Source organism: Sphingomonas citri (assembly GCF_019429485.1).
GTDB lineage: Bacteria > Pseudomonadota > Alphaproteobacteria > Sphingomonadales > Sphingomonadaceae > Sphingomonas > Sphingomonas citri.
In genome coordinates, this window is sequence record NZ_JAHXZN010000001.1 from 891,150 (window position 1) to 909,385 (window position 18,236).

The 18,236-nt window shown below is 70.9% G+C and carries 17 protein-coding genes; 11 read left to right on the forward strand and 6 right to left on the reverse strand.

Annotation, left to right across the window (positions count from 1 at the left end; translation table 11 throughout):
- Nucleotides 1–5: 5 nt before the first annotated feature.
- A complete protein-coding gene (locus KZ820_RS04300; protein ID WP_219748096.1) occupies nucleotides 6–845 on the reverse strand; it encodes a glycine--tRNA ligase subunit alpha in 840 nt (279 codons plus the stop codon).
- A gap of 272 nt (nucleotides 846–1,117) precedes the next feature.
- Between KZ820_RS04300 and KZ820_RS04305 the strand changes: the two genes are divergently transcribed.
- The 5 genes from KZ820_RS04305 (at nucleotide 1,118) to KZ820_RS04325 (ending at nucleotide 4,688) form a co-directional block, all read left to right on the forward strand.
- Nucleotides 1,118–1,480 (forward strand): hypothetical protein, encoded by a 363-nt coding sequence (locus KZ820_RS04305; RefSeq protein WP_219747399.1) that lies wholly within the window; start codon nucleotides 1,118–1,120, stop codon nucleotides 1,478–1,480.
- A 97-nt stretch (nucleotides 1,481–1,577) separates the two neighbouring features.
- A complete protein-coding gene (locus KZ820_RS04310; RefSeq protein WP_258047727.1) occupies nucleotides 1,578–2,468 on the forward strand; it encodes a TraB/GumN family protein in 891 nt (296 codons plus the stop codon).
- Between the two features lie 104 nt (nucleotides 2,469–2,572).
- On the forward strand, nucleotides 2,573–3,196 hold the full coding sequence (locus KZ820_RS04315; RefSeq protein WP_219747401.1) for a 50S ribosomal protein L25/general stress protein Ctc: 624 nt from the start codon (nucleotides 2,573–2,575) through the stop codon (nucleotides 3,194–3,196).
- Nucleotides 3,197–3,451: 255 nt separating this feature from the next.
- The gene (pth, locus tag KZ820_RS04320) at nucleotides 3,452–4,021 is read left to right on the forward strand and encodes an aminoacyl-tRNA hydrolase (protein ID WP_219747402.1); all 570 of its coding nucleotides are present in this window, start codon (nucleotides 3,452–3,454) and stop codon (nucleotides 4,019–4,021) included.
- Between the two features lie 82 nt (nucleotides 4,022–4,103).
- Entirely contained in the window at nucleotides 4,104–4,688 is a 585-nt protein-coding gene (locus KZ820_RS04325; RefSeq protein WP_219747403.1) for a TIGR02466 family protein, read from the forward strand.
- Here KZ820_RS04325 and KZ820_RS04330 read toward each other — a convergent pair.
- Nucleotides 4,672–5,535, reverse strand: coding sequence for an oxidoreductase (locus KZ820_RS04330; protein WP_219747404.1), 864 nt, complete (start codon nucleotides 5,533–5,535; stop codon nucleotides 4,672–4,674). The genes KZ820_RS04325 and KZ820_RS04330 overlap by 17 nt on opposite strands.
- A 106-nt stretch (nucleotides 5,536–5,641) precedes the next feature.
- On the opposite strand from KZ820_RS04330, the gene KZ820_RS04335 reads away from it, so the two are divergent.
- Both KZ820_RS04335 and KZ820_RS04340 read left to right on the forward strand, forming a co-directional pair.
- Nucleotides 5,642–7,318, forward strand: a complete 1,677-nt coding sequence (locus KZ820_RS04335) for a DEAD/DEAH box helicase (RefSeq protein WP_219747405.1) — start codon at nucleotides 5,642–5,644, stop codon at nucleotides 7,316–7,318.
- A 191-nt stretch (nucleotides 7,319–7,509) separates the two neighbouring features.
- Nucleotides 7,510–8,553 carry a sialidase family protein gene (locus KZ820_RS04340; RefSeq protein ID WP_219747406.1) on the forward strand — a complete coding sequence of 348 codons (1,044 nt, stop codon included), beginning with the start codon at nucleotides 7,510–7,512 and terminating at the stop codon, nucleotides 8,551–8,553.
- A gap of 308 nt (nucleotides 8,554–8,861) precedes the next feature.
- On the opposite strand, the gene KZ820_RS04345 is transcribed toward KZ820_RS04340, so the two are convergent.
- On the reverse strand, nucleotides 8,862–9,962 hold the full coding sequence (locus tag KZ820_RS04345; protein ID WP_219747407.1) for a DUF2332 domain-containing protein: 1,101 nt from the start codon (nucleotides 9,960–9,962) through the stop codon (nucleotides 8,862–8,864).
- 58 nt (nucleotides 9,963–10,020) lie between these two features.
- Between KZ820_RS04345 and hisG the strand changes: the two genes are divergently transcribed.
- Complete coding sequence (hisG, locus tag KZ820_RS04350; protein ID WP_219747408.1) at nucleotides 10,021–10,695, forward strand: ATP phosphoribosyltransferase; 675 nt, start codon at nucleotides 10,021–10,023, stop codon at nucleotides 10,693–10,695.
- Nucleotides 10,692–11,987 carry a histidinol dehydrogenase gene (gene hisD, locus KZ820_RS04355; protein WP_219747409.1) on the forward strand — a complete coding sequence of 432 codons (1,296 nt, stop codon included), beginning with the start codon at nucleotides 10,692–10,694 and terminating at the stop codon, nucleotides 11,985–11,987. Before hisG ends, hisD begins: the two co-directional genes overlap by 4 nt.
- Before the next feature lie 188 nt (nucleotides 11,988–12,175).
- On the opposite strand, the gene serA is transcribed toward hisD, so the two are convergent.
- Nucleotides 12,176–13,753 (reverse strand): phosphoglycerate dehydrogenase, encoded by a 1,578-nt coding sequence (serA, locus tag KZ820_RS04360; protein ID WP_183921006.1) that lies wholly within the window; start codon nucleotides 13,751–13,753, stop codon nucleotides 12,176–12,178.
- A gap of 111 nt (nucleotides 13,754–13,864) precedes the next feature.
- Nucleotides 13,865–15,016 carry a phosphoserine transaminase gene (locus KZ820_RS04365; protein ID WP_219747410.1) on the reverse strand — a complete coding sequence of 384 codons (1,152 nt, stop codon included), beginning with the start codon at nucleotides 15,014–15,016 and terminating at the stop codon, nucleotides 13,865–13,867.
- A gap of 182 nt (nucleotides 15,017–15,198) precedes the next feature.
- Here KZ820_RS04365 and KZ820_RS04370 point away from each other — a divergent pair, with 182 nt between their 5' ends.
- Both KZ820_RS04370 and KZ820_RS04375 read left to right on the forward strand, forming a co-directional pair.
- Nucleotides 15,199–15,858: an extensin family protein gene (locus KZ820_RS04370; protein ID WP_219747411.1), complete on the forward strand. Its 660-nt coding sequence runs from the start codon at nucleotides 15,199–15,201 to the stop codon at nucleotides 15,856–15,858.
- Between the two features lie 49 nt (nucleotides 15,859–15,907).
- A complete protein-coding gene (locus KZ820_RS04375) occupies nucleotides 15,908–16,792 on the forward strand; it encodes an LOG family protein (RefSeq protein WP_219747412.1) in 885 nt (294 codons plus the stop codon).
- Between the two features lie 98 nt (nucleotides 16,793–16,890).
- Here the strand turns inward: KZ820_RS04375 and KZ820_RS04380 are convergent, their stop codons facing one another.
- Nucleotides 16,891–18,180, reverse strand: a complete 1,290-nt coding sequence (locus KZ820_RS04380; RefSeq protein WP_308462122.1) for a glycosyltransferase family protein — start codon at nucleotides 18,178–18,180, stop codon at nucleotides 16,891–16,893.
- Nucleotides 18,181–18,236 lie beyond the last annotated feature (56 nt).

The following is an 18,236-nucleotide window of genomic DNA, read 5'->3' on the forward strand; positions in this document are numbered from 1 at the left end:
GTGGTTCACGCCGCCCACCCGTTCTTCTCCATCCACGCCCCGCACGCGCCCTTCGCCAAATCGCGGACGCGGCCGATATAGGCCTGACGCTCCGCCACCGAGATCACCCCGCGCGCCTGGAGCAGGTTGAACGTGTGGCTCGCCTTGATCGCCTGCTCATAGGCCGGGATCGGCAGCCCGGCGGCGAGGCTGTTCTCGCACTCGGCCGCGGCCTTGCGGAAGGCGTCGAACAGCGTCCCGGTGTCCGCCACCTCGAAGTTCCACGCGCTCATCTGGCGCTCGTTCTCGAGGAAGACGTCGCCGTAGCTCACGCCCGCGTCGTTGAAGCGCAGGTCGTAGACGTTGTCGACGTCCTGGATGTACATCGCCAGCCGCTCGAGCCCGTAGGTCAGCTCGCCCGCCACCGGCTTCATGTCGAAGCCGCCCATCTGCTGGAAGTAGGTGAACTGGGTCACCTCCATCCCGTCGCACCAGACCTCCCAGCCGAGCCCCCAGGCGCCGAGCGTCGGGCTCTCCCAATCGTCCTCGACGAAGCGGATGTCGTGGACGCCCATGTCGACCCCGATCGCGGCGAGGCTGCCGAGGTACAGCTCCTGCAGGTCGGGCGGGCTCGGCTTCAGGATCACCTGATACTGGTAATAATGCTGGAGGCGGTTGGGGTTCTCGCCGTAGCGGCCGTCGGTGGGGCGGCGACACGGCTGGACGAAGGCGGCATTCCACCTGTCCGGCCCCAGCGCGCGCAGCGTGGTGGCGGGGTGAAAGGTGCCCGCGCCCATCTCCATGTCATAGGGCTGGAGGATCACGCAGCCGCGCTCCGACCAATATTGGTGGAGCCGCAGGATCATCGCCTGGAAGCTGAGCGGGCGGTTGGCGCTGGTGTCGGTCACGTCGGCGCTGTGGCGGAAGCCCGGCGGGGAATCAAGCGAGTGGCGTCGGGGCTGGGTCGCGATCGGCCGAACCGCGCGCGGCCAAGTCATCGGCGATGGTAGCGCAACATCGCGCCAGCGCGACGAAGGGCCCGCGACGCGGCACGCGCGGTGCGCAAGTCTAGTCGGCCGCGGTTAAGCCTAGGGTTGCTACCGCTCCCATCGCCAGATCGACGAAAGGAGTGATACTCTTGGCCTATGCCTTTCTCTTCACTGCTCTTCTTCTCGGCGCGACTCCGACACCTTCGCCCGCCACCTCGCCCGTCGCCGCCGAGCGCGCGGCGCACACGCTCCCGGCGTGTCGCCCGCTCGGGCTCGCCCCCGGCGTCGTGCCGGCGACCTCGGTGCTGGCGACGCGCGCGAACGTGCTCCAGGCCGATATTGCCACCGCGCGCAAGGCGCGCGCGCTGACGCAGGAGCAGGCCGACGCGCTGTGGCAGCAGGCCGACCAGGTGCGGCAGCGGGTCGCGGGCAAGGTGCGCCTCCCGGTCGCCACCCGCGCCGCGACGCATCGCACGCTCGAGTCGGTCGCGACGCAGCTGTGCCACCGCTGACGCTCCGCCCAGCGCGTGCGCCGCGCTTGCCCGGCGCGGCGCACGCGCCGATAGCGCACCCTTTCCTTCGCCGGGACGCCGCCGCATGAACGCTGCCATGAAGACCACTCTCTCCGCCCTCGCGCTGCTGCTCGCAATCCCCGCCTGCGCGCAGCAGGCCCCCGCCCCCGCCGCGCCGGCTGACGCCGATCCCGCTTTGTGGGTGGTGAAGGACAAGGACACGACGATCTACCTGTTCGGCACGATCCACGTGCTCAAGCCCGGGCTGTCCTGGTTCGACGAGGGCGTGAAGAAAGCGTTCGACGGCGCGCAGACCCTTGTGCTCGAGATGGTCGAGCCGGACGCGCAAACCGCGCAGAAGATCGTCGCCGCCAAGGCGTTCGCGCCGACGGGCAGCACGCTGACCGAGCAGCTGCCGCCCAACTATCGCCCCGCCTTCGCCAAGGCGATGGGCGAGGGCGGCGTCACCGCCCAGGCCTATGACAGGATGCGGCCGTGGTTCGCCGCGGTGACGCTGTCGCTGCTGCCGGTGCAGAAGCTCGGCTATCAGGCCGCCAACGGCCCCGAGAAGGTGCTGACCGAGGCGGCGCGCGCCGCGGGCAAGCAGGTGGTCGGGCTGGAGACGTTCGAGGGCCAGCTCGGCATCTTCGACACGCTGTCGCAGCCCGCCCAGCTCCAGCTGCTGGAGAGCACGCTGGACGAGCTGCCCACCGCGGAGCGCACCTTCGACCGGCTCGTCACCGCTTGGTCGAAGGGCGATCCCGACGGTGTGGCGAGCGAGATGAACGACTCGCTCAAGGACTCGCCCGAGGTCGCCCAGGCGCTGCTGGTCGACCGCAACAAGCGCTGGGCCGCCTGGATCGCGGAACGGATGAAGCGGCCGGGCACCGTCTTCGTCGCGGTCGGCGCGGGGCATCTCGCGGGCGCGCAGAGCGTCCAGGCGCAACTCGGCGCGTACCGCCTCAGGGCGGTGCGGGTGAACTACTGATTGCGTTTCAGCCGCGTCGCAGCTAAGCGCGCGCACTTCCGTCATGGTCATCCCTGGAGGCGTGGCGGGAGCATATCAGTCATTCCACGTTTCGGAGCACCAACATGAGCGATACCATCACGCTCGCGGCCGAGACGCGTGACCGGGTTGGCAAGGGAGCCTCCCGCTCGCTGCGTCGCGAAGGCCGCGTCCCCGCCGTGATCTACGGCCAGAACAAGGAGCCGTCGGCGATCCACCTCGAGGAGAAGGCGCTGGTCAAGGCATTGATGACCGGCCACTTCATGAACTCGGTGATCATGGTCGGCGGGCAGCGCACGCTGGCCAAGGACGTCGCCTTCCACCCGGTGACCGACCGCCCGACCCACGTCGACTTCCTCCGCATCGCCGCCGACGCGACCGTCACCGTCGCGGTGCCCGTGGTGTTCGCCGACGAGGACAGCTCGCCGGGCCTGAAGAAGGGTGGCGTGCTCAACGTCGTGCGCCACGAGCTCGAGCTGGTGGTCGACGCCAGCAACATCCCGAGCGAGATCACCGTCTCGGTCGCGGGCAAGGACGTGGGCGACTCGATCCACATCAGCGAGGTGACGCTGCCCAAGGGCGCGACCCCCGCGATCGAGGACCGCGACTTCACCGTGGCGACGCTGGTCGCGCCGTCGGCGCTGAAATCGGAGGGCGCCGCCGACGAGGCCGAGGACGCCGCGGCAACCGAGGGCTCGGACGAGGCCTGATCGTCGCGCTCCGCGTGAGCCGTACGGGGGGCAGGGTGGCGGCGACGCTCCCCTGCCCCTTTCGTTTTCATGGAGAGGGCGATGCTGTCGCGACCGATCGCGCAGCCACGTCACCTTCGTCGACCCGGACTTGTTCCGGGACCCACCGTACCGCACAGCCACCTGTCGTGGGGCCGTGTGGGACCATGGGCCCCGGAACGAGTCCGAGATGACGGATAGAGGGGCCGCGGCTCACCCCATCAGGAGACCAACATCGTGCAACTCTGGGTCGGGCTCGGCAATCCGGGCGCGCAATATGCGATGCACCGCCACAATGTCGGCTTCATGGCGGTCGACTCGATCGCCGAGGTCCACGGCTTCGCCGCGCCGGCCAAGAAGTTCCAAGGCTGGCTCCAGGAGGGGCGCGTCGATGGCGTGAAGGTGCTGCTGCTCAAGCCCGCCACCTTCATGAACGACAGCGGCCGCTCGGTCGGCGAGGCGCTGCGATTCTACAAGCTGGGGGTCGAGGCGCTGACCGTGTTCCACGACGAGCTCGACCTCGCGCCGATGAAGGTCAAGGTGAAGCAGGGCGGCGGCACCGCGGGGCACAACGGGCTGCGCTCGATCGACCAGCATCTCGGGCCCGACTTCCGCCGCGTGCGGATCGGCATCGGCCATCCGGGGCACAAGGACCGCGTGACCGGCCACGTGCTCGGCAACTACGCCAAGAGCGAGATCGATCCGCTCAGCGACCTGCTCGGCGCGGTCGCGGGCGAGGCGGGCTGGCTCGCCAAGGGCGACGACGTGCGCTTCATGAACGACGTCGCGCTGCGGCTGGGGAGCTGAGCAAATCCCCCCGCTCGGCGGGGAGGATTTTCCCCGTCGCTCGCCTTCGGCTAAGCGCTCGCCCCACCACCAAGGACCCGCCATGCCCACCCGCCAGCTCTTCCCCACGCATTTCTACGAGGCGCAGCTCGACCAGCCCGCGCTGCTCGCCGAGCTGGCCGGTTCCTGTCGCGCGCTCGCCGCGGAGGACGTCGCCGGCAAGCGCTGGTCCAAGGCGCACGGCTATCGCGGCTACACCAGCTACGCCTCGCTCGACGACCTGCCCCAGCGCGACCCCGCCTTCGCCGACCTCAAGCGCCTGCTCGACCGTCACGTCGCCACCTTCGCCGCCGAGGCCGGGCTCGATCTCGGCGGGCGCAGGCTCAAGCTCGACAGCCTGTGGGTCAACGTCATGAAGCCCGGCGGCACCCACTCGGGGCATCTCCACCCGCACAGCGCGGTGTCGGGCACCTTCTACGTCGCGGTGCCGCCCGGCTCGGGTGCGCTCAAGCTGGAGGACCCGCGACTGCCGATGCTGATGGCGGCGCCACCGCGCGACGGCACCTTCATTTATGCCGAGCCCGCGCCGGGCACGCTCTTCCTATGGGAGAGCTGGCTGCGCCACGAGGTGATGCCCAGCACCGCCAAGGAGGAGCGCGTCTCCGTCAGCTTCAACTATCGCTGGTAGCCTCGGCCGGGAAGTCGGCGCCGAGCGCGGCGTCGCGCTGCGCCTCGATCTCCGTGACGCGCGCGCGCAGCCGCTCGGTCACCGCGTCATAGCCCCATTTGCCGAGCACGAGATGCCGCGGCGGCGTGTCGCGCTCGACGGCCGCGATCATCGCTTCCGCCGCGCGCACCGGGTCGCCGGGCTGGTTACCCGAGACGCCCTTGGTGGATTCCATCCGCGCGCCGGCGGTGCCGGCATAGTCGGCGATCGTGCTCGGCGTCTGGCGCAGCGAGCGGCCAGCCCAATCGGTGCGGAACGGCCCCGGCTCGACGCAGGTGACCGCAATCCCGAGCGGCGCCACCTCGGCGGCGAGCGAGTCGGAGAAGCCCTCCGCCGCATGCTTGGAAGCGGCGTAATAGCCCGAGGACGGGAAGCCGACGAGGCCCGCGACCGAGGTCACGTTGACGATCGCGCCGGCGCGGCGCTCGCGCATGCCGGGCAGCACCGCGCGGGTGAGCGCAAACAGGCCGAAGACGTTGGCGTCGAACTGCGCGCGGATCTCGTGATCCTCGCCCTCCTCGATGCTCGACTGATAGCCGTAGCCCGCGTTGTTGACGAGCACGTCGATCCGGCCGAAGCGCTCCCCCGCGGCCGCCACCGCGGCGTCGATCTGCGCCTGGTCCACCACGTCGAGCGACAGCGCCAGCGCACGGTCGCCGTACTGCTCGACCAGATCGGCGACGCGGTGCGAGTCGCGCGCAGTCACCACCGTGCGCCAGCCGCGCTCGAGCACCAGCCGCGCGAGCTCGCGTCCGAAGCCGGTGGAGCAGCCGGTGATGAACCATACGGGGTCGTTGACGAGCGCCATATCGCGTCTATCCTGCCGTGATCGGGAGAAAAGCGCCGAACGTCCCGCGCCATTGCGCCGTTCCCACTGGCATTTTCGCGCCATCGCGCCCATGTGCGCAGTCCTCATGGACTTTCCGAATCTTCCTGTCGCGCTGGGCAGCGCGCTCGCCGCGCGTGGCTATACCGCGCTCACCCCCGTCCAGTCCGAGGTCACGGCCGAGGCCGCGCACGGCCGCGACCTCCTCGTCTCCGCGCAGACCGGCTCGGGCAAGACCGTCGCCTTCGGGCTCGCCATGGCCGAGCAGTTGCTGAGTGAGGACGGCGCGCTGCCCCCCGCCGCGGCGCCGCTCGCGCTGGCGATCGCGCCGACGCGCGAGCTCGCGCTCCAGGTCGCCAAGGAGCTGGCGTGGCTCTACGCCGACGCGCGCATCGCCACCTGCGTCGGCGGCATGGACGCCAGCCGCGAGCGCCGCGCGCTCAACCACGGCGCGCATATCGTCGTCGGCACGCCGGGCCGCCTGCGCGACCATGCCGAGCGCGGCGCGCTCAAGCTCGGCCAGCTCCGCGTCGCGATCCTCGACGAGGCCGACGAGATGCTCGACATGGGCTTCCGCGACGATCTCGAGGCGCTGCTCGACCAGACCCCGACCGAGCGCCGCACCTTGCTCTTCTCGGCGACGCTGCCGCGCCCGATCGTCCAGCTCGCCAAGACCTATCAGCGCGACGCGCTGCGCATCTCCACCGTCAGCGAGCAGCGCGGCCACGGCGACATCGCCTATCGCGCCGTCACCGTCTCGCCCGCCGACATCGAGCATGCGGTGATCAACCTGCTGCGCTTCTACGAGGCGGAGACCGCGATGCTGTTCTGCGCGACGCGCGACAACGTCCGCCACCTCCATGCCGGGCTGGTCGAGCGCGGCTTCGCCGCGGTGGCGCTGTCGGGCGAGCATTCGCAGAACGAGCGCAACCAGGCGCTCCAGGCGCTACGCGACCGCCGCGCGCGCGTCTGCGTCGCGACCGACGTGGCCGCGCGCGGGATCGACCTGCCGACGCTCAGCCTGGTCATCCACGTCGAGATGCCGCGCGACGCCGAGGTCCTCCAGCACCGCTCGGGACGCACCGGGCGCGCGGGCAAGAAGGGCACCGCGGTGCTGATCGTGCCCTATCCGCGGCGTCGCCGGGTCGAGATGATGCTGCGCGGCGCGCGCATCGCGACGGAGTGGGGCGAGGTGCCGAGCGCCGAGGAGATCCGCGCCAAGGACCGCGAGCGGCTGCTCGAGACGCTGCTCGCACCGGTCGAGGTCGACGACGACGACCGCGCGCTCGCCGCCGAGCTGCTGGCGCAGCGTTCGCCCGAGGACATTGCCGCCGCATTGGTGGCGGCACAGCGCGCCGCGCTGCCCGCGCCCGAGGAGCTGACCGGTCAGGCGCCGAGCGACGGGCCGAAGGCGCACCGTGACGGCTTCGACGACGTGGTGTGGTTCCGCATGAACATCGGTCGGCGCCAGAACGCCGACCCGCGCTGGGTGCTGCCGCTGCTGTGCCGCCGTGGCCACGTTACCAAGAGCGAGATCGGCGCTATCCGGATCGGGCCGATGGAGACCCAGTTCCAGGTGCCGCGCGCGCTGGCCGCGCGCTTCGCCGCGGCGGTGCGCGCCTCCGCCAACAGCGACGGTGAGGACGAGAACGGCGTCCGCATCGAGCCGATGGAAGGCGCCGCGCCGCCGCGCGCGGCGCGCGTGCCGCAGCGGCGCCCAGGCGGTGGTGCGGCGGGGCCGCGCGGGCCGCGGCGGCGAGGATGAGGGGCGCGCGGCCCTACCTCTGTCGCCCCGGCGAATGCCGGGGCCCAGTTGGGAAGGCCGTAGTGAGGCTCACCAGCGTCCCGCAACTGGACCCCGGCTTTCGCCGGGGCGGTCTAGGGAGGAACGAAGCGCTCGCCCCGGAACACCTTCTTCCTTGCCCCCGACACCCAGGCCGCTACTACCGCGCCGCCATGACTCTCCCCCGCGCGCTCGCGCTCGCGCTCGTCACCGCCCCAACGCTCGCCGCGACGACACCCTCCGCCATCGTCGCCAGCGAGTTCGTCGATCCGGCCCCGTCCTACCCGCAGGCGCACGCCTCGACGATCGTCCAGCTCGCCGACGGCGCGCTCGCCGCCGCCTGGTTCGGCGGCAGCGGCGAGGGGCGCGGCGACGTCCGCATCTGGTTCGCGCGCCGCACCGCCGCCGGCTGGGACACGCCCCGCGCGGTCGCCGCCGGCGACGGTCAGCCGACGTGGAACCCGGTGCTGTTCCAGCCGGCGGGTGCACCGCTCCAACTCTACTACAAGGTCGGGCCGAACCCGCGCGACTGGTGGGGCATGGTGATCGAGTCGCGCGACGGCGGTCGCCACTGGGGCGCGCCGCGACGCCTGCCCGCCGGGGTGCTCGGCCCGATCAAGAACAAGCCGATCGTGGCGCGCGACGGCGCGTGGCTGGCGCCGTCGAGCCGCGAGGTCGGCAGCGCCGCGCATAACCGCTGGTACGCGCTGGTCGAGCGCTCCGCCGATCGCGGGCGGACGTGGCGCGCGCTGCCCGCGATCGCCTCTCCGCGTGGGCTCGAAGCGATCCAGCCGAGCCTACTGACGCTGCGCGACGGGAGGCTGCTGGCGGTCGCACGCACGCGGCAAGGCGTGCTGGCAGCGAGCTGGTCGCGCGACGCCGGGCGGCACTGGTCGCCGCTGAGCGCACTCGCGCTGCCCAACCCCAACGCCGGCACCGACGCGGTGACCCTGGCCGACGGACGCCAGCTGCTGGTCTACAACGACAGCACCAACCGACCCGGCAGCGACACCGGCCCGCGCTGGCCGCTCGCGGTGGCGCTGTCCGACGACGGGGTGCGCTGGCGCAAGGTGCTGACGCTGGAGAGTGAGCCGCGGCCGGACGGCTATGCCTATCCCGCGGTCGTCCAGGCGCACGACGGGCTGGTGCACGTGACCTACACATGGAACCGCGAGCGAATCCGCCACGTCGCCATCGACGTGCGGCGGCTGCGGTAGCGCGTCTCGCGGGTCGAGTGGTCAGGAGTTGTTCCCGCAAGGTGACCGCGGAACATCGGGGCGACGCTAACCCCCAAGGTCATCCCAGCCTTGAGCCGGGATCCATCCCTCTTCGAGTGCACCACCGGCGTCCCGCGCGGCACCATGGATCCCGGGATGACGGGTGGGGTGAGCCGCTTCCGCGACGAAGGACGTTCCACGTCCGGGCATATGATCGTGGCTCAAGGGCGGCATGACGGCGGCAGGGTGCGCCACGAACCCACGAGTTAGGCATCCACGAAAACCTGTCCGCTACCTCGGACTTTCCCTCACCCCGGCTCGCTCGCCGCCGCGTCGGGCAGCGTGATCCCCGGTCCTTCGTCCGCCGGTGGGCCCGGTGCGATCCACGCCGCATGGGCGTGCGCGCTGGCGACCGTCTCCCAGCCGCGATCGTCGGGCCAGGCGCGCACGCGCACCAGCTGGCGCGCGCTCGCCCGGTCTGGCTCCATCATCACCCAGGCGAGCGGCCGCTCGGATGTCGCGCGCGCACCCGCCGCGGCCATCGCAGCGCGGACGCGGTCGGCGCTCTCGCCCGGCAGATACTGCCACACCACCGAGTGGAGCAGCGCGCGCGTCACCCCTGCCGCCTGCGGCTCGGCCAGCCGCTCCTCGAGCCAGTGGGCGGCGTCAGCTCGGTCGAGCGCGACCCCCCGCTCGCGCACCATCGCCACCGCGGCGCGCAGCCGCTCGAGCCGCTCGGGTGCCTCCGGCCACACGTAGGACTCGAGCCGCCGCGCCTGCGCCGGGTCGCGCGCGTCGAGCGGCGCGACGTCGCACCCGCGCGTCGCGACGATGTCGAGCGCCACCGGCGCGGGCGGTTCGCCGCGCCACTCGGGACGGAGCGTCAGCGCCGCGTCGGCGGGGCCGACCAGCGTCCCGCCGAGATCGAAGCGATAGCGATCGATCAGCAGGTTGAGACCCGCACTCGCGCCGATCTCCAGCGTCTCCAGCCGCGGCCCGAGCCGCCGCGCCACCGCGATCAGCCCGACCATCAGCGCCGCCGCGCGCCCGGGCTCGTTGGTCTGCGGCGGCCCGTCGAGATACGCCAGCAGCCGCGCGGCGTGGCGCTCCAGCGTCGCGGCGAGCACCGCGGCGATCGCGTCCGGTGCCGTCACCACGCCGGCGAAGACCACTGCCAGCGCGTCGTCGGCGCGGTCTAGTACCAGCGCGCGCAGCCCGCCGATCAGCCGCAACGGCAGCGCATCGCGCGTGGGCTCGCCCGACCAGTCGAGCACGCGCCGCGCCACTTCGCCCTCGCGTGTGAGCCGGTCGGCGATCGCCTCGCACAACCGCGCGTAGATCGGCGCGTCCATGCGCCCGCAATAGAAGGCCTGGATCCGGAACGCCTCGCGCACCGCCGCTTCGCTCATCGTCGCTTCCTCCTGCCTGCCCGTTGCTCCCGCGCGGGTGCCGCCGTAAAGCCCCGCCATGTCTCAGCCCCCCGCTCCCGAGCCGATCGTCATCGCGGTGCCCAAGGGCCGCATCCTCTCCGAGGCGCTGCCGCTCCTGGCCGCGGCCGGGATCGTGCCCGAGCCGGCGTTCGGTGACGAGAACAGCCGCGCGCTGCGCTTCCGCACCGGAGATCCCGGTATAGAGCTGATCCGCGTCCGCGCCTTCGACGTCGCCACCTTCGTCGCGCACGGCGCGGCGCAGCTCGGCATCGTCGGCTCGGACGTGCTCGCCGAGTTCGACTACCCCGAGCTGTACGCGCCGGTCGACCTCGACATCGGCCATTGCCGCCTCTCGGTCGCCGAGCCCGCCGAGTTGGCGGCGCGCGACGACCCGCGCGGCTGGAGCCATGTTCGCGTCGCGACCAAATACCCGCACGTCACCGCGCAGCATTTCGCCCGCCGGGGCGTGCAGGCCGAGTGTATCAAGCTCAACGGCGCGATGGAGCTGGCGCCCACGCTCGGGCTCGCCGCACGGATCGTCGATCTCGTCTCCTCGGGGCGGACGCTGAAGGAGAACGGCCTCGTCGAGGTCGAGCCGATCATGGCGGTGTCGGCGCGGCTGGTGGTCAACCGCGCCGCGATGAAGACGCGCGCGCATGTCTTCCCGCTGGTGGAGGCGTTCCGCACCGCGGTGGGGAAGAAGGCGGCATGATCCGGCTCGACACAAGCGACGGAAACTTCACCGCACGCTTCGACGCGCTGGTCGACGCGCGCCGCGAGGCGGCAGTGGACGTCGCGCGGGACGTCGCCACGATCGTGCGCAGCGTGCGCGACGAGGGTGACGCCGCGCTTCACGCCTTCACGCAGAAGCTCGACCGCCACGACCTCGACCAGACCGGCTGGCGGGTCGACCGCGCCGCCTGCGCCGCGGCGTTCGACGCGCTCGAGCCCGAGCTGCGCGCCGCGCTCGAGCTCGCCGCCGCCCGCATCCGCGCCTATCACGAGAAGCAGCGGCCGACCGACACCGACTTCACCGACGCCGCGGGCGTGCGGCTCGGCGCGCGCTGGCGCGCGGTGGACGCCGCGGGCGTGTACGTGCCGGGCGGCCGCGCGGCCTATCCCTCGACGCTGCTGATGAACGCGATCCCCGCCAGGGTGGCGGGGGTGGAGCGGCTCGTGGTGATGACGCCGACGCCCGACGGCGCGATCAACCCGCTGGTGCTCGCCGCGGCGCATCTCGCCGGCGCAGACGAGGTGTGGCGCGTCGGCGGCGCGCAGGCGATCGCCGCTCTCGCTTATGGCACCGAGCGGATCGCGCGCGTCGACGTCGTCACCGGACCGGGCAACGCCTGGGTCGCCGAGGCCAAGCGCCAGGTCTATGGCGTGGTCGGCATCGACATGGTGGCGGGGCCGAGCGAGATCGTCGTCGTCGCCGACGGCGCCAACGACCCCGAGTGGATCGCGGCCGATCTGCTCAGCCAGGCCGAGCACGACACCACCACCCAGTCGATCCTGTTCACCGACGACGGCGCTTTCGCCGAGCGCGTCGCCAAGGCCGTGGAGCGTCAGCTCACCGCTTTGCCGACCGAGGCGGTGGCGCGGGTCGCGTGGGAGGACAATGGCGCGATCGTGGTGGTGCCGGCGCTGGCCGAGGCGATGCCGCTGGTCGACCGGCTCGCGCCCGAACATGTCGAGCTCGCCTGCGACGACCCGCGCGCCCTTTTCGACCTGCTGCGCCACGCCGGCTCAGCGTTCCTCGGGCGGCACACGCCCGAGGCGATCGGCGACTATGTCGCCGGGCCGAACCACGTGCTGCCGACGGGGCGCCGCGCGCGCTTCGCCAGCGGGCTGGGCGTGACCGACTTCATGAAGCGGACCAGCTTCCTCCAGCTCGACGAGAGCGCGCTGAACGAGCTTGGGCCGGCGACGATCGCGCTGGCGCGCGCGGAAGGGTTGCCGGCGCACGCGCAATCGGTGGCGTTGCGGATCCGCACGAATCGGTGAGATGCGCTCCCCTCCCCTCTGGGGAGCAGTCGGGGTGGGACGTCATTGCAGGCGAGAGGTTCGAGGAAGCGGTCCATCCCGACCCTCCCCTGAAGGTAAGGGGGCTTAATCCTTATAATAGATCCTCCCCGCGAGCGGGGAGGATCTAAGTTCTACGCACGCTGAACGTGCGCACCCTCAACACCCGCTCAGAACGCCAGTCCCATCGCGGTCTTCACGCCCGGCAGCGCCTTGACCCGCGCGAGCAGCTCAGCGTCGACCGGTTGGTCGACCGAGAGCAGCAGCACCGCCTCGCCGCCTGCCTGGCGCCGCCCGAGATGGAAGGTGCCGATGTTGACACCCGCCTCGCCCAGCAGGGTACCGATGCGGCCGATGAAGCCCGGCGCGTCCTCGTTGACGACGTAGAGCATCGCGCCGGTGAGATCGGCCTCGACCTTGATCCCGAACAGCTCGACCAGTCGCGGCGCCGAGTCACCGAACAGCGTACCCGCGACCGAGCGCTCGCCGTCGGCGGTGCGCACTGCGACGCGCAGCAGCGTATGATAGTCGCCCTCGCGCTCGGTGCGGATCTCGCGCACCTCCATGCCGCGGTCGCGCGCCAGCACCGGCGCGTTGACCATGTTCACCGTGTCGGTCTGCTGGCGCAGGAAGCCGGTGAGCACCGCGCTGGTCAGCGGCTTGGGGTTGAGGTCCGCCGCGGCGCCCTCGCGATGGATCGACACGCGGTCGATCGCACCGGTGGCGAGCTGGCCGACGAGCGAGCCGAGCTTCTCCGCCAGCCCCATGTACGGGCGCAGCTTGGGCGCCTCCTCGGCGGAGAGGCTCGGCACGTTGAGCGCGTTGGTGACGCCGCCCGAGACGAGATAGTCCGCCATCTGCTCGGCGACCTGGATGGCGACGTTGACCTGCGCCTCCGTCGTCGACGCGCCGAGGTGCGGGGTCGAGACGAAGTTGGGCGTGCCGAACAGCGGGCTGTCCTTGGCGGGCTCGGTCACGAACACGTCGAGCGCGGCGCCCGCGATATGCCCCGAGTCCAGTCCCGCCTTGAGCGCGGCCTCGTCGATCAGCCCGCCGCGCGCGCAATTGACGATGCGCACGCCCTTCTTTGTCTTGGCGAGGTTCTCGGCCGAGAGGATGTTGCGCGTCTGGTCGGTCAGCGGCGTGTGCAGCGTGATGAAATCGGCGCGCGCGAGCAGCTCGTCGAGCGTCACCTTGGTCACGCCCAGCTCGACCGCGCGCTCCTCGGTGAGGAACGGGTCGAAGGCGACGACCTTCATCTTCAGCCCGAGCGCGCGGTCGGCGACGATCGAGCCGATGTTGCCCGCGCCGATCAGCCCCAGCGTCTTGCCGGTGACCTCGACGCCCATGAAGCGATTCTTCTCCCACTTGCCCGCCTGGGTCGAGGCGTCGGCCTCGGGGAGCTGGCGCGCGAGCGCGAACATCAGCGCGATGGCGTGCTCGGCGGTGGTGATCGAGTTGCCGAACGGCGTGTTCATCACCACCACGCCCTTGGCCGAGGCGGCGGGAATGTCGACGTTGTCGACGCCGATACCGGCGCGGCCGACCACCTTGAGGTTGGTGGCGTGCTCGAGGATGTCCTTGGTCACCTTGGTCGAGCTGCGGATCGCTAGGCCGTCATACTGGCCGATGATCGCCTTGAGCTCGTCCGGGGTCTTGCCGGTGATCTCGTCCACCTCGACGCCGCGCTCGCGGAAGATCTCGGCGGCGCGCGGGTCCATCTTGTCGGAAATGAGTACCTTGGGCATGGGAAAATCCTGTCGGTAGCTGCCGGTGCTCCTGCGCACGCAGAAGCCCAGAGTCAGGGAAGATAGCGTTCGTGGCTGCTGGGCTCCTGCCTGCGCAGGAGCACGGGCCAATCAGCCGGCCTTGGCGGCGGCGTAGGCCCAGTCGAGCCACGGGCCGAGCGCCTCGATGTCGGCGGTGTCGACCGTGGCGCCGCACCAGATGCGCAGCCCCGGCGGGGCATCGCGATAGCCGCCGATGTCATAGGCGGCGTGCTCGGCCTCGAGCAGCGACACCATCTTCTTGATGACGCCCTCGTCGGCGTCGACCGTGAGGCAGACGCTGGTCTTCGACCGCGACGCCGGATCGGCGGCGAGGTGCCCGAGCCAGTCGCGCTCGGCGACGATCGTGTCGAGCGCGGCGGCGTTGGCGTCGGAACGCGCGATCAGCCCGCCCTGCCCCAGCGACTTGGCCCATTCGAGCGACCAGATCGCGTCCTCCACCGCCAGCATCGACGGCGTGTTGATCGTCTCGCCCTTGAACACGCCCTCGGTCAGCTTGCCCTTGGAGACGAGGCGGAAAACCTTTGGCAGCGGCCAGGCGGGGGTGTAGCTCTCCAGCCGCTCGACCGCGCGGGGACCGAGGATCAGCACGCCGTGCGCGCCCTCGCCGCCCAGCACCTTCTGCCAGGAGAAGGTAGCGACGTCGATCTTGTCCCACGGCAGGTCATAGGCGAACACGCCGCTGGTGGCGTCGGCGAAGCTCAGCCCCTCGCGGTCGGCGGGGATCCAGTCGCCGTTCGACACGCGCACGCCGCTGGTGGTGCCGTTCCAGGTGAACAGCACGTCGTTCGACCAGTCGACCTGCTGCAGATCGGGGAGCTGGCCGTAATCGGCGCGGATCACCGTCGGGTCGATCTTCAGCTGCTTGACCGCGTCGGTCACCCAGCCCTCGCCGAAGCTCTCCCAGGCGAGCGCGGTGACCGGGCGCGCGCCCAGCATCGTCCACATCGCCATCTCATAGGCGCCGGTGTCGGAGCCGGGGACGATGCCGATGCGGTGCGTGTCGGGCAGGTTCAGCAGCTCGCGCATCAGCTCGATGGCATAGTGCAGCCGCTGCTTGCCGAGCTTCGAGCGATGCGAGCGTCCGAGAACGTCGGTGGCGAGCTTGGCGGGATCGTAGCCGGGCGGCTTGGCACAGGGGCCGGACGAGAAATGCGGGCGCGCCGGCCGGGTGGCGGGCTTCGCGGGCGCGAGGGTGGCGTCGGCGGCGGTCGTATCAGTCATGTCTGACTCTCCTTACAGAGAGCACGCGCGGCGTTGGGACCGCGTGGCCCGTCGACCGCGCTACAGACGCAGCGAGCCGCTGGCAAGCCGGATGATCGTCGAACGAACAATTCGGCCAGCGGATTAGGTGTGGCGAAGACCGACGCCTTTAGCTTGGCGCATTCCGCCGTTACACGAAGCCGATGACGTCGTGGCGTAACCACCGTTCCCGCCTCCTTCTCGTCACGCTGCTGCTCGCCGGCTGCGGGCGGGTCGAGCGCCCTGCCCCATCCAGCGCGCGCGGGGAGGTCGAGGGGCCGAGCCTGCGCGAGACGCGCCAGTGTCTCGCCGACCTGCGCGCGCTCGGGGTCGATTTCCAGCCGCTGCCCGACAAGCAATATGGCGGCGGGTGCGCGCTGGTCGGCACGGTCAAGCTGCTCGACATCGGCGTGCCCACCGCCAATCTCGGCGCGGTGCGCTGCGGCGAGGCGCGCACCTATGCCGCCTGGGCGCGCAACGGCGTCGCGCCCGCGGCCTATCAGATCCTCGGGTCGGAACTGTCGCGCGTCGTCAGCATGGGGAGCTACGCCTGTCGCAACACAATCGGCACCAAAGGCCCGGCGCGGCGCTCGGGCCACGCGCTCGCCAATGCGATCGACATCGCCGCGTTCGAGCTCAAGGACGGTCGGCGCATCTCGATCCTGGACGATTGGCGCTCACCCGACCCGCAGGTGCAGCTCTTCCTGCGCACCGTCCACGCCTCGGCCTGCCGACGCTTCGGCACGGTACTATCACCCGACTACAACGCCGTGCACCGCGACCATCTGCACCTCGAGGACGACGGCGCGCGCTTCTGCCGCTGAGGCGCGCCATGTTCTTGCGACCGTCACGTTCCCGTCCTATCGATCCGCGATGACAGATACCCGCGTACCCAGCCGCGTCTTCCCGCGCGCCAAGCAGGATGCCGAGGTCGCCAAGACCAACGTCTCCACCCCGCAGACCGAGAGCCCCGCCTATCGGCTCGCCTTCCAGGACATGGACTTCCTGCTGCGCGAGGACCTGCGCCCGGTCCGCTTCCAGCTCGAGCTGCTCAAGACCCAGCTGATCTTCGAGGAAGCGCATATCGGCTCGACCTTCGTCTTCTACGGCTCGGCGCGCATCCCCGAGCCGAGCAAGGCGCAGGCGCTGCTCGATCTCGCCACCGACGAGAAGAGTCGTCAGATCGCCGAGCGGCTGGTCGCCAAGAGCAAATATTACGACATGGCGCGCGAGCTGGCGCAGCTGTGCTCCAACTTCCCGCGCGACGAGGCGGGCAAGCGCCACTTCGTGGTGTGCTCGGGCGGCGGCCCCTCGATCATGGAGGCGGCCAATCGCGGCGCGGCGGACGTCCACGCCGAGTCGATCGGGCTCAACATCGTGCTGCCGCACGAGCAGGCGCCCAACCCCTATGTCACGCCGGCGCTGAGCACGCAGTTCCACTATTTCGCGCTGCGCAAGATGCACTTCCTGCTCCACGCGCGCGCGCTGGCGGCCTTCCCGGGCGGGTTCGGCACGTTCGACGAATTGTTCGAGCTGCTAACGCTGATCCAGACCGGCAAGGTCGAGCCGATCCCCGTGCTGCTGTTCGGGCGCGAGTTCTGGGAGCGCGTGATCAACTTCGAGGCGCTGGTCGAGGAAGGCGTGGTGTCCGAGCGCGACCTCGGCATCTTCCGCTATGTCGAGAGCGCGGCCGAGGGTTGGGCGGTGGTGCAGCAATTCTACCGCGACCGACACGAGAAGGGCGACGGGGCGCGGTGAGGCGAACCTCGGGGGAGGATGACGTGCTCTCCTCCTCGTCCGTCATCCCCGCGAAGGCAGGGATCCACACGCTGTGCGACGTGACAAGAGCCGCGACCTTAGCGCGTCTGGATCCCCGCCTTCGCGGGGATGACGGCACCAAGCAGGGCGCTTTCACCGACCTGCCCCGCCATCGCCTCCGCGTCGACCGCCCGCTGCTCGCTCACCCAGCCCGGCGCGGAGTCGCGTACCGCAGCGTGGATCAGCCAGAGCAGCGCCACCGCGCGAACGCTCGCGGCGACGAGCACGTCCGCCTGCGTCGCCGAGACATTCGCTCCCTCCCAGCCGGCGAACAGCCAGAATTCGGCGAAATAGGCGGCCAGATCCCCGAGCAGGAACAATGCCAGCGGGCGCGCGCGAGTCGCGGTGAGCACCAGCAGCGGCCATAGCCACAGGTCGAACTGCGGCGAGTACACCTTGTTGGTCAGCAGGAACCAGGCGAGCAAGGGGGTGAACAGCAGCCAGGGCCGCTCGCCGTGCTTGCGCCAGCCGACCGCCACGATCGTCGCCGCGCCGCCGAGGAACGACAGCAGCGACCACAGGTTGCGCGCCGCCACGTCGGTCCGCCACCAGCCGAACTGCGCCAGCAGCTCCCACATGCTGGCCGCGGTGCCGCCGCGCTCGCTCGAGAAAGCGTAGAACTCGCGCCAATTCTCGAAAGCGAACCAGGCAACCGGCAGGTTCACCGCGCCCCAGGCGCCCACCGCCACGGCGACCAGCAACGCCGCGCGAGACACGCGCGTTGGGAGTGCGCCGCGACTGAACAGCGCGCCGAGACCCAGGAGCGGTAGCAGCAGCACCGGGAACAGCTTGGCCGCGCCGCCCAGTGCCGCGAGCGCGGCCGCGCGCGGCACCTGCTCGCGCGCAGCCGCGCGCATCGCCGCGACGGCGAAGGTGGCGGCGAGCAGATCCCAATTATGGCCCAGGTAGAGCACCAGCGGCGGCGCAGATGTCCAGGCATATTGCCGCCGCAGACTCGCGCCGGCACCGCGGATCAGCTCCAAGATCACGAAGGCAAGAAGTGCGTTGGCGAACGTCACCGACACCAGGAAATCGGCGGCGCCGGCACGCGCGCCCTTGACGAGATGGACGAAGAGCGCCTCGAGCCAGATCAGCCCGCCGGTGAGCACGGGATATTCCATCCGCGCCTGGAAATAGGGCACCTGACCCGCGGCGAGCCCGCGCTGCCCCCAGAAGGGCACCGCGTCGCTGTAGCAGCCGGTGACATATTGCTCGCTGCCGCTCCAGGCGGCGCCGCAATGCGCCTTGAAGCCCCAGCCGAGCAGGCAGGTCACGGCCAGCGCGAGATAGGGACCGTTGGGTCCGAGCCGATCGATGATCCTGCGCACGGGACTGATCCATGGCAGGTCGCTTTGCCCTCGACAAGGCGGGCAAGTGAACATAC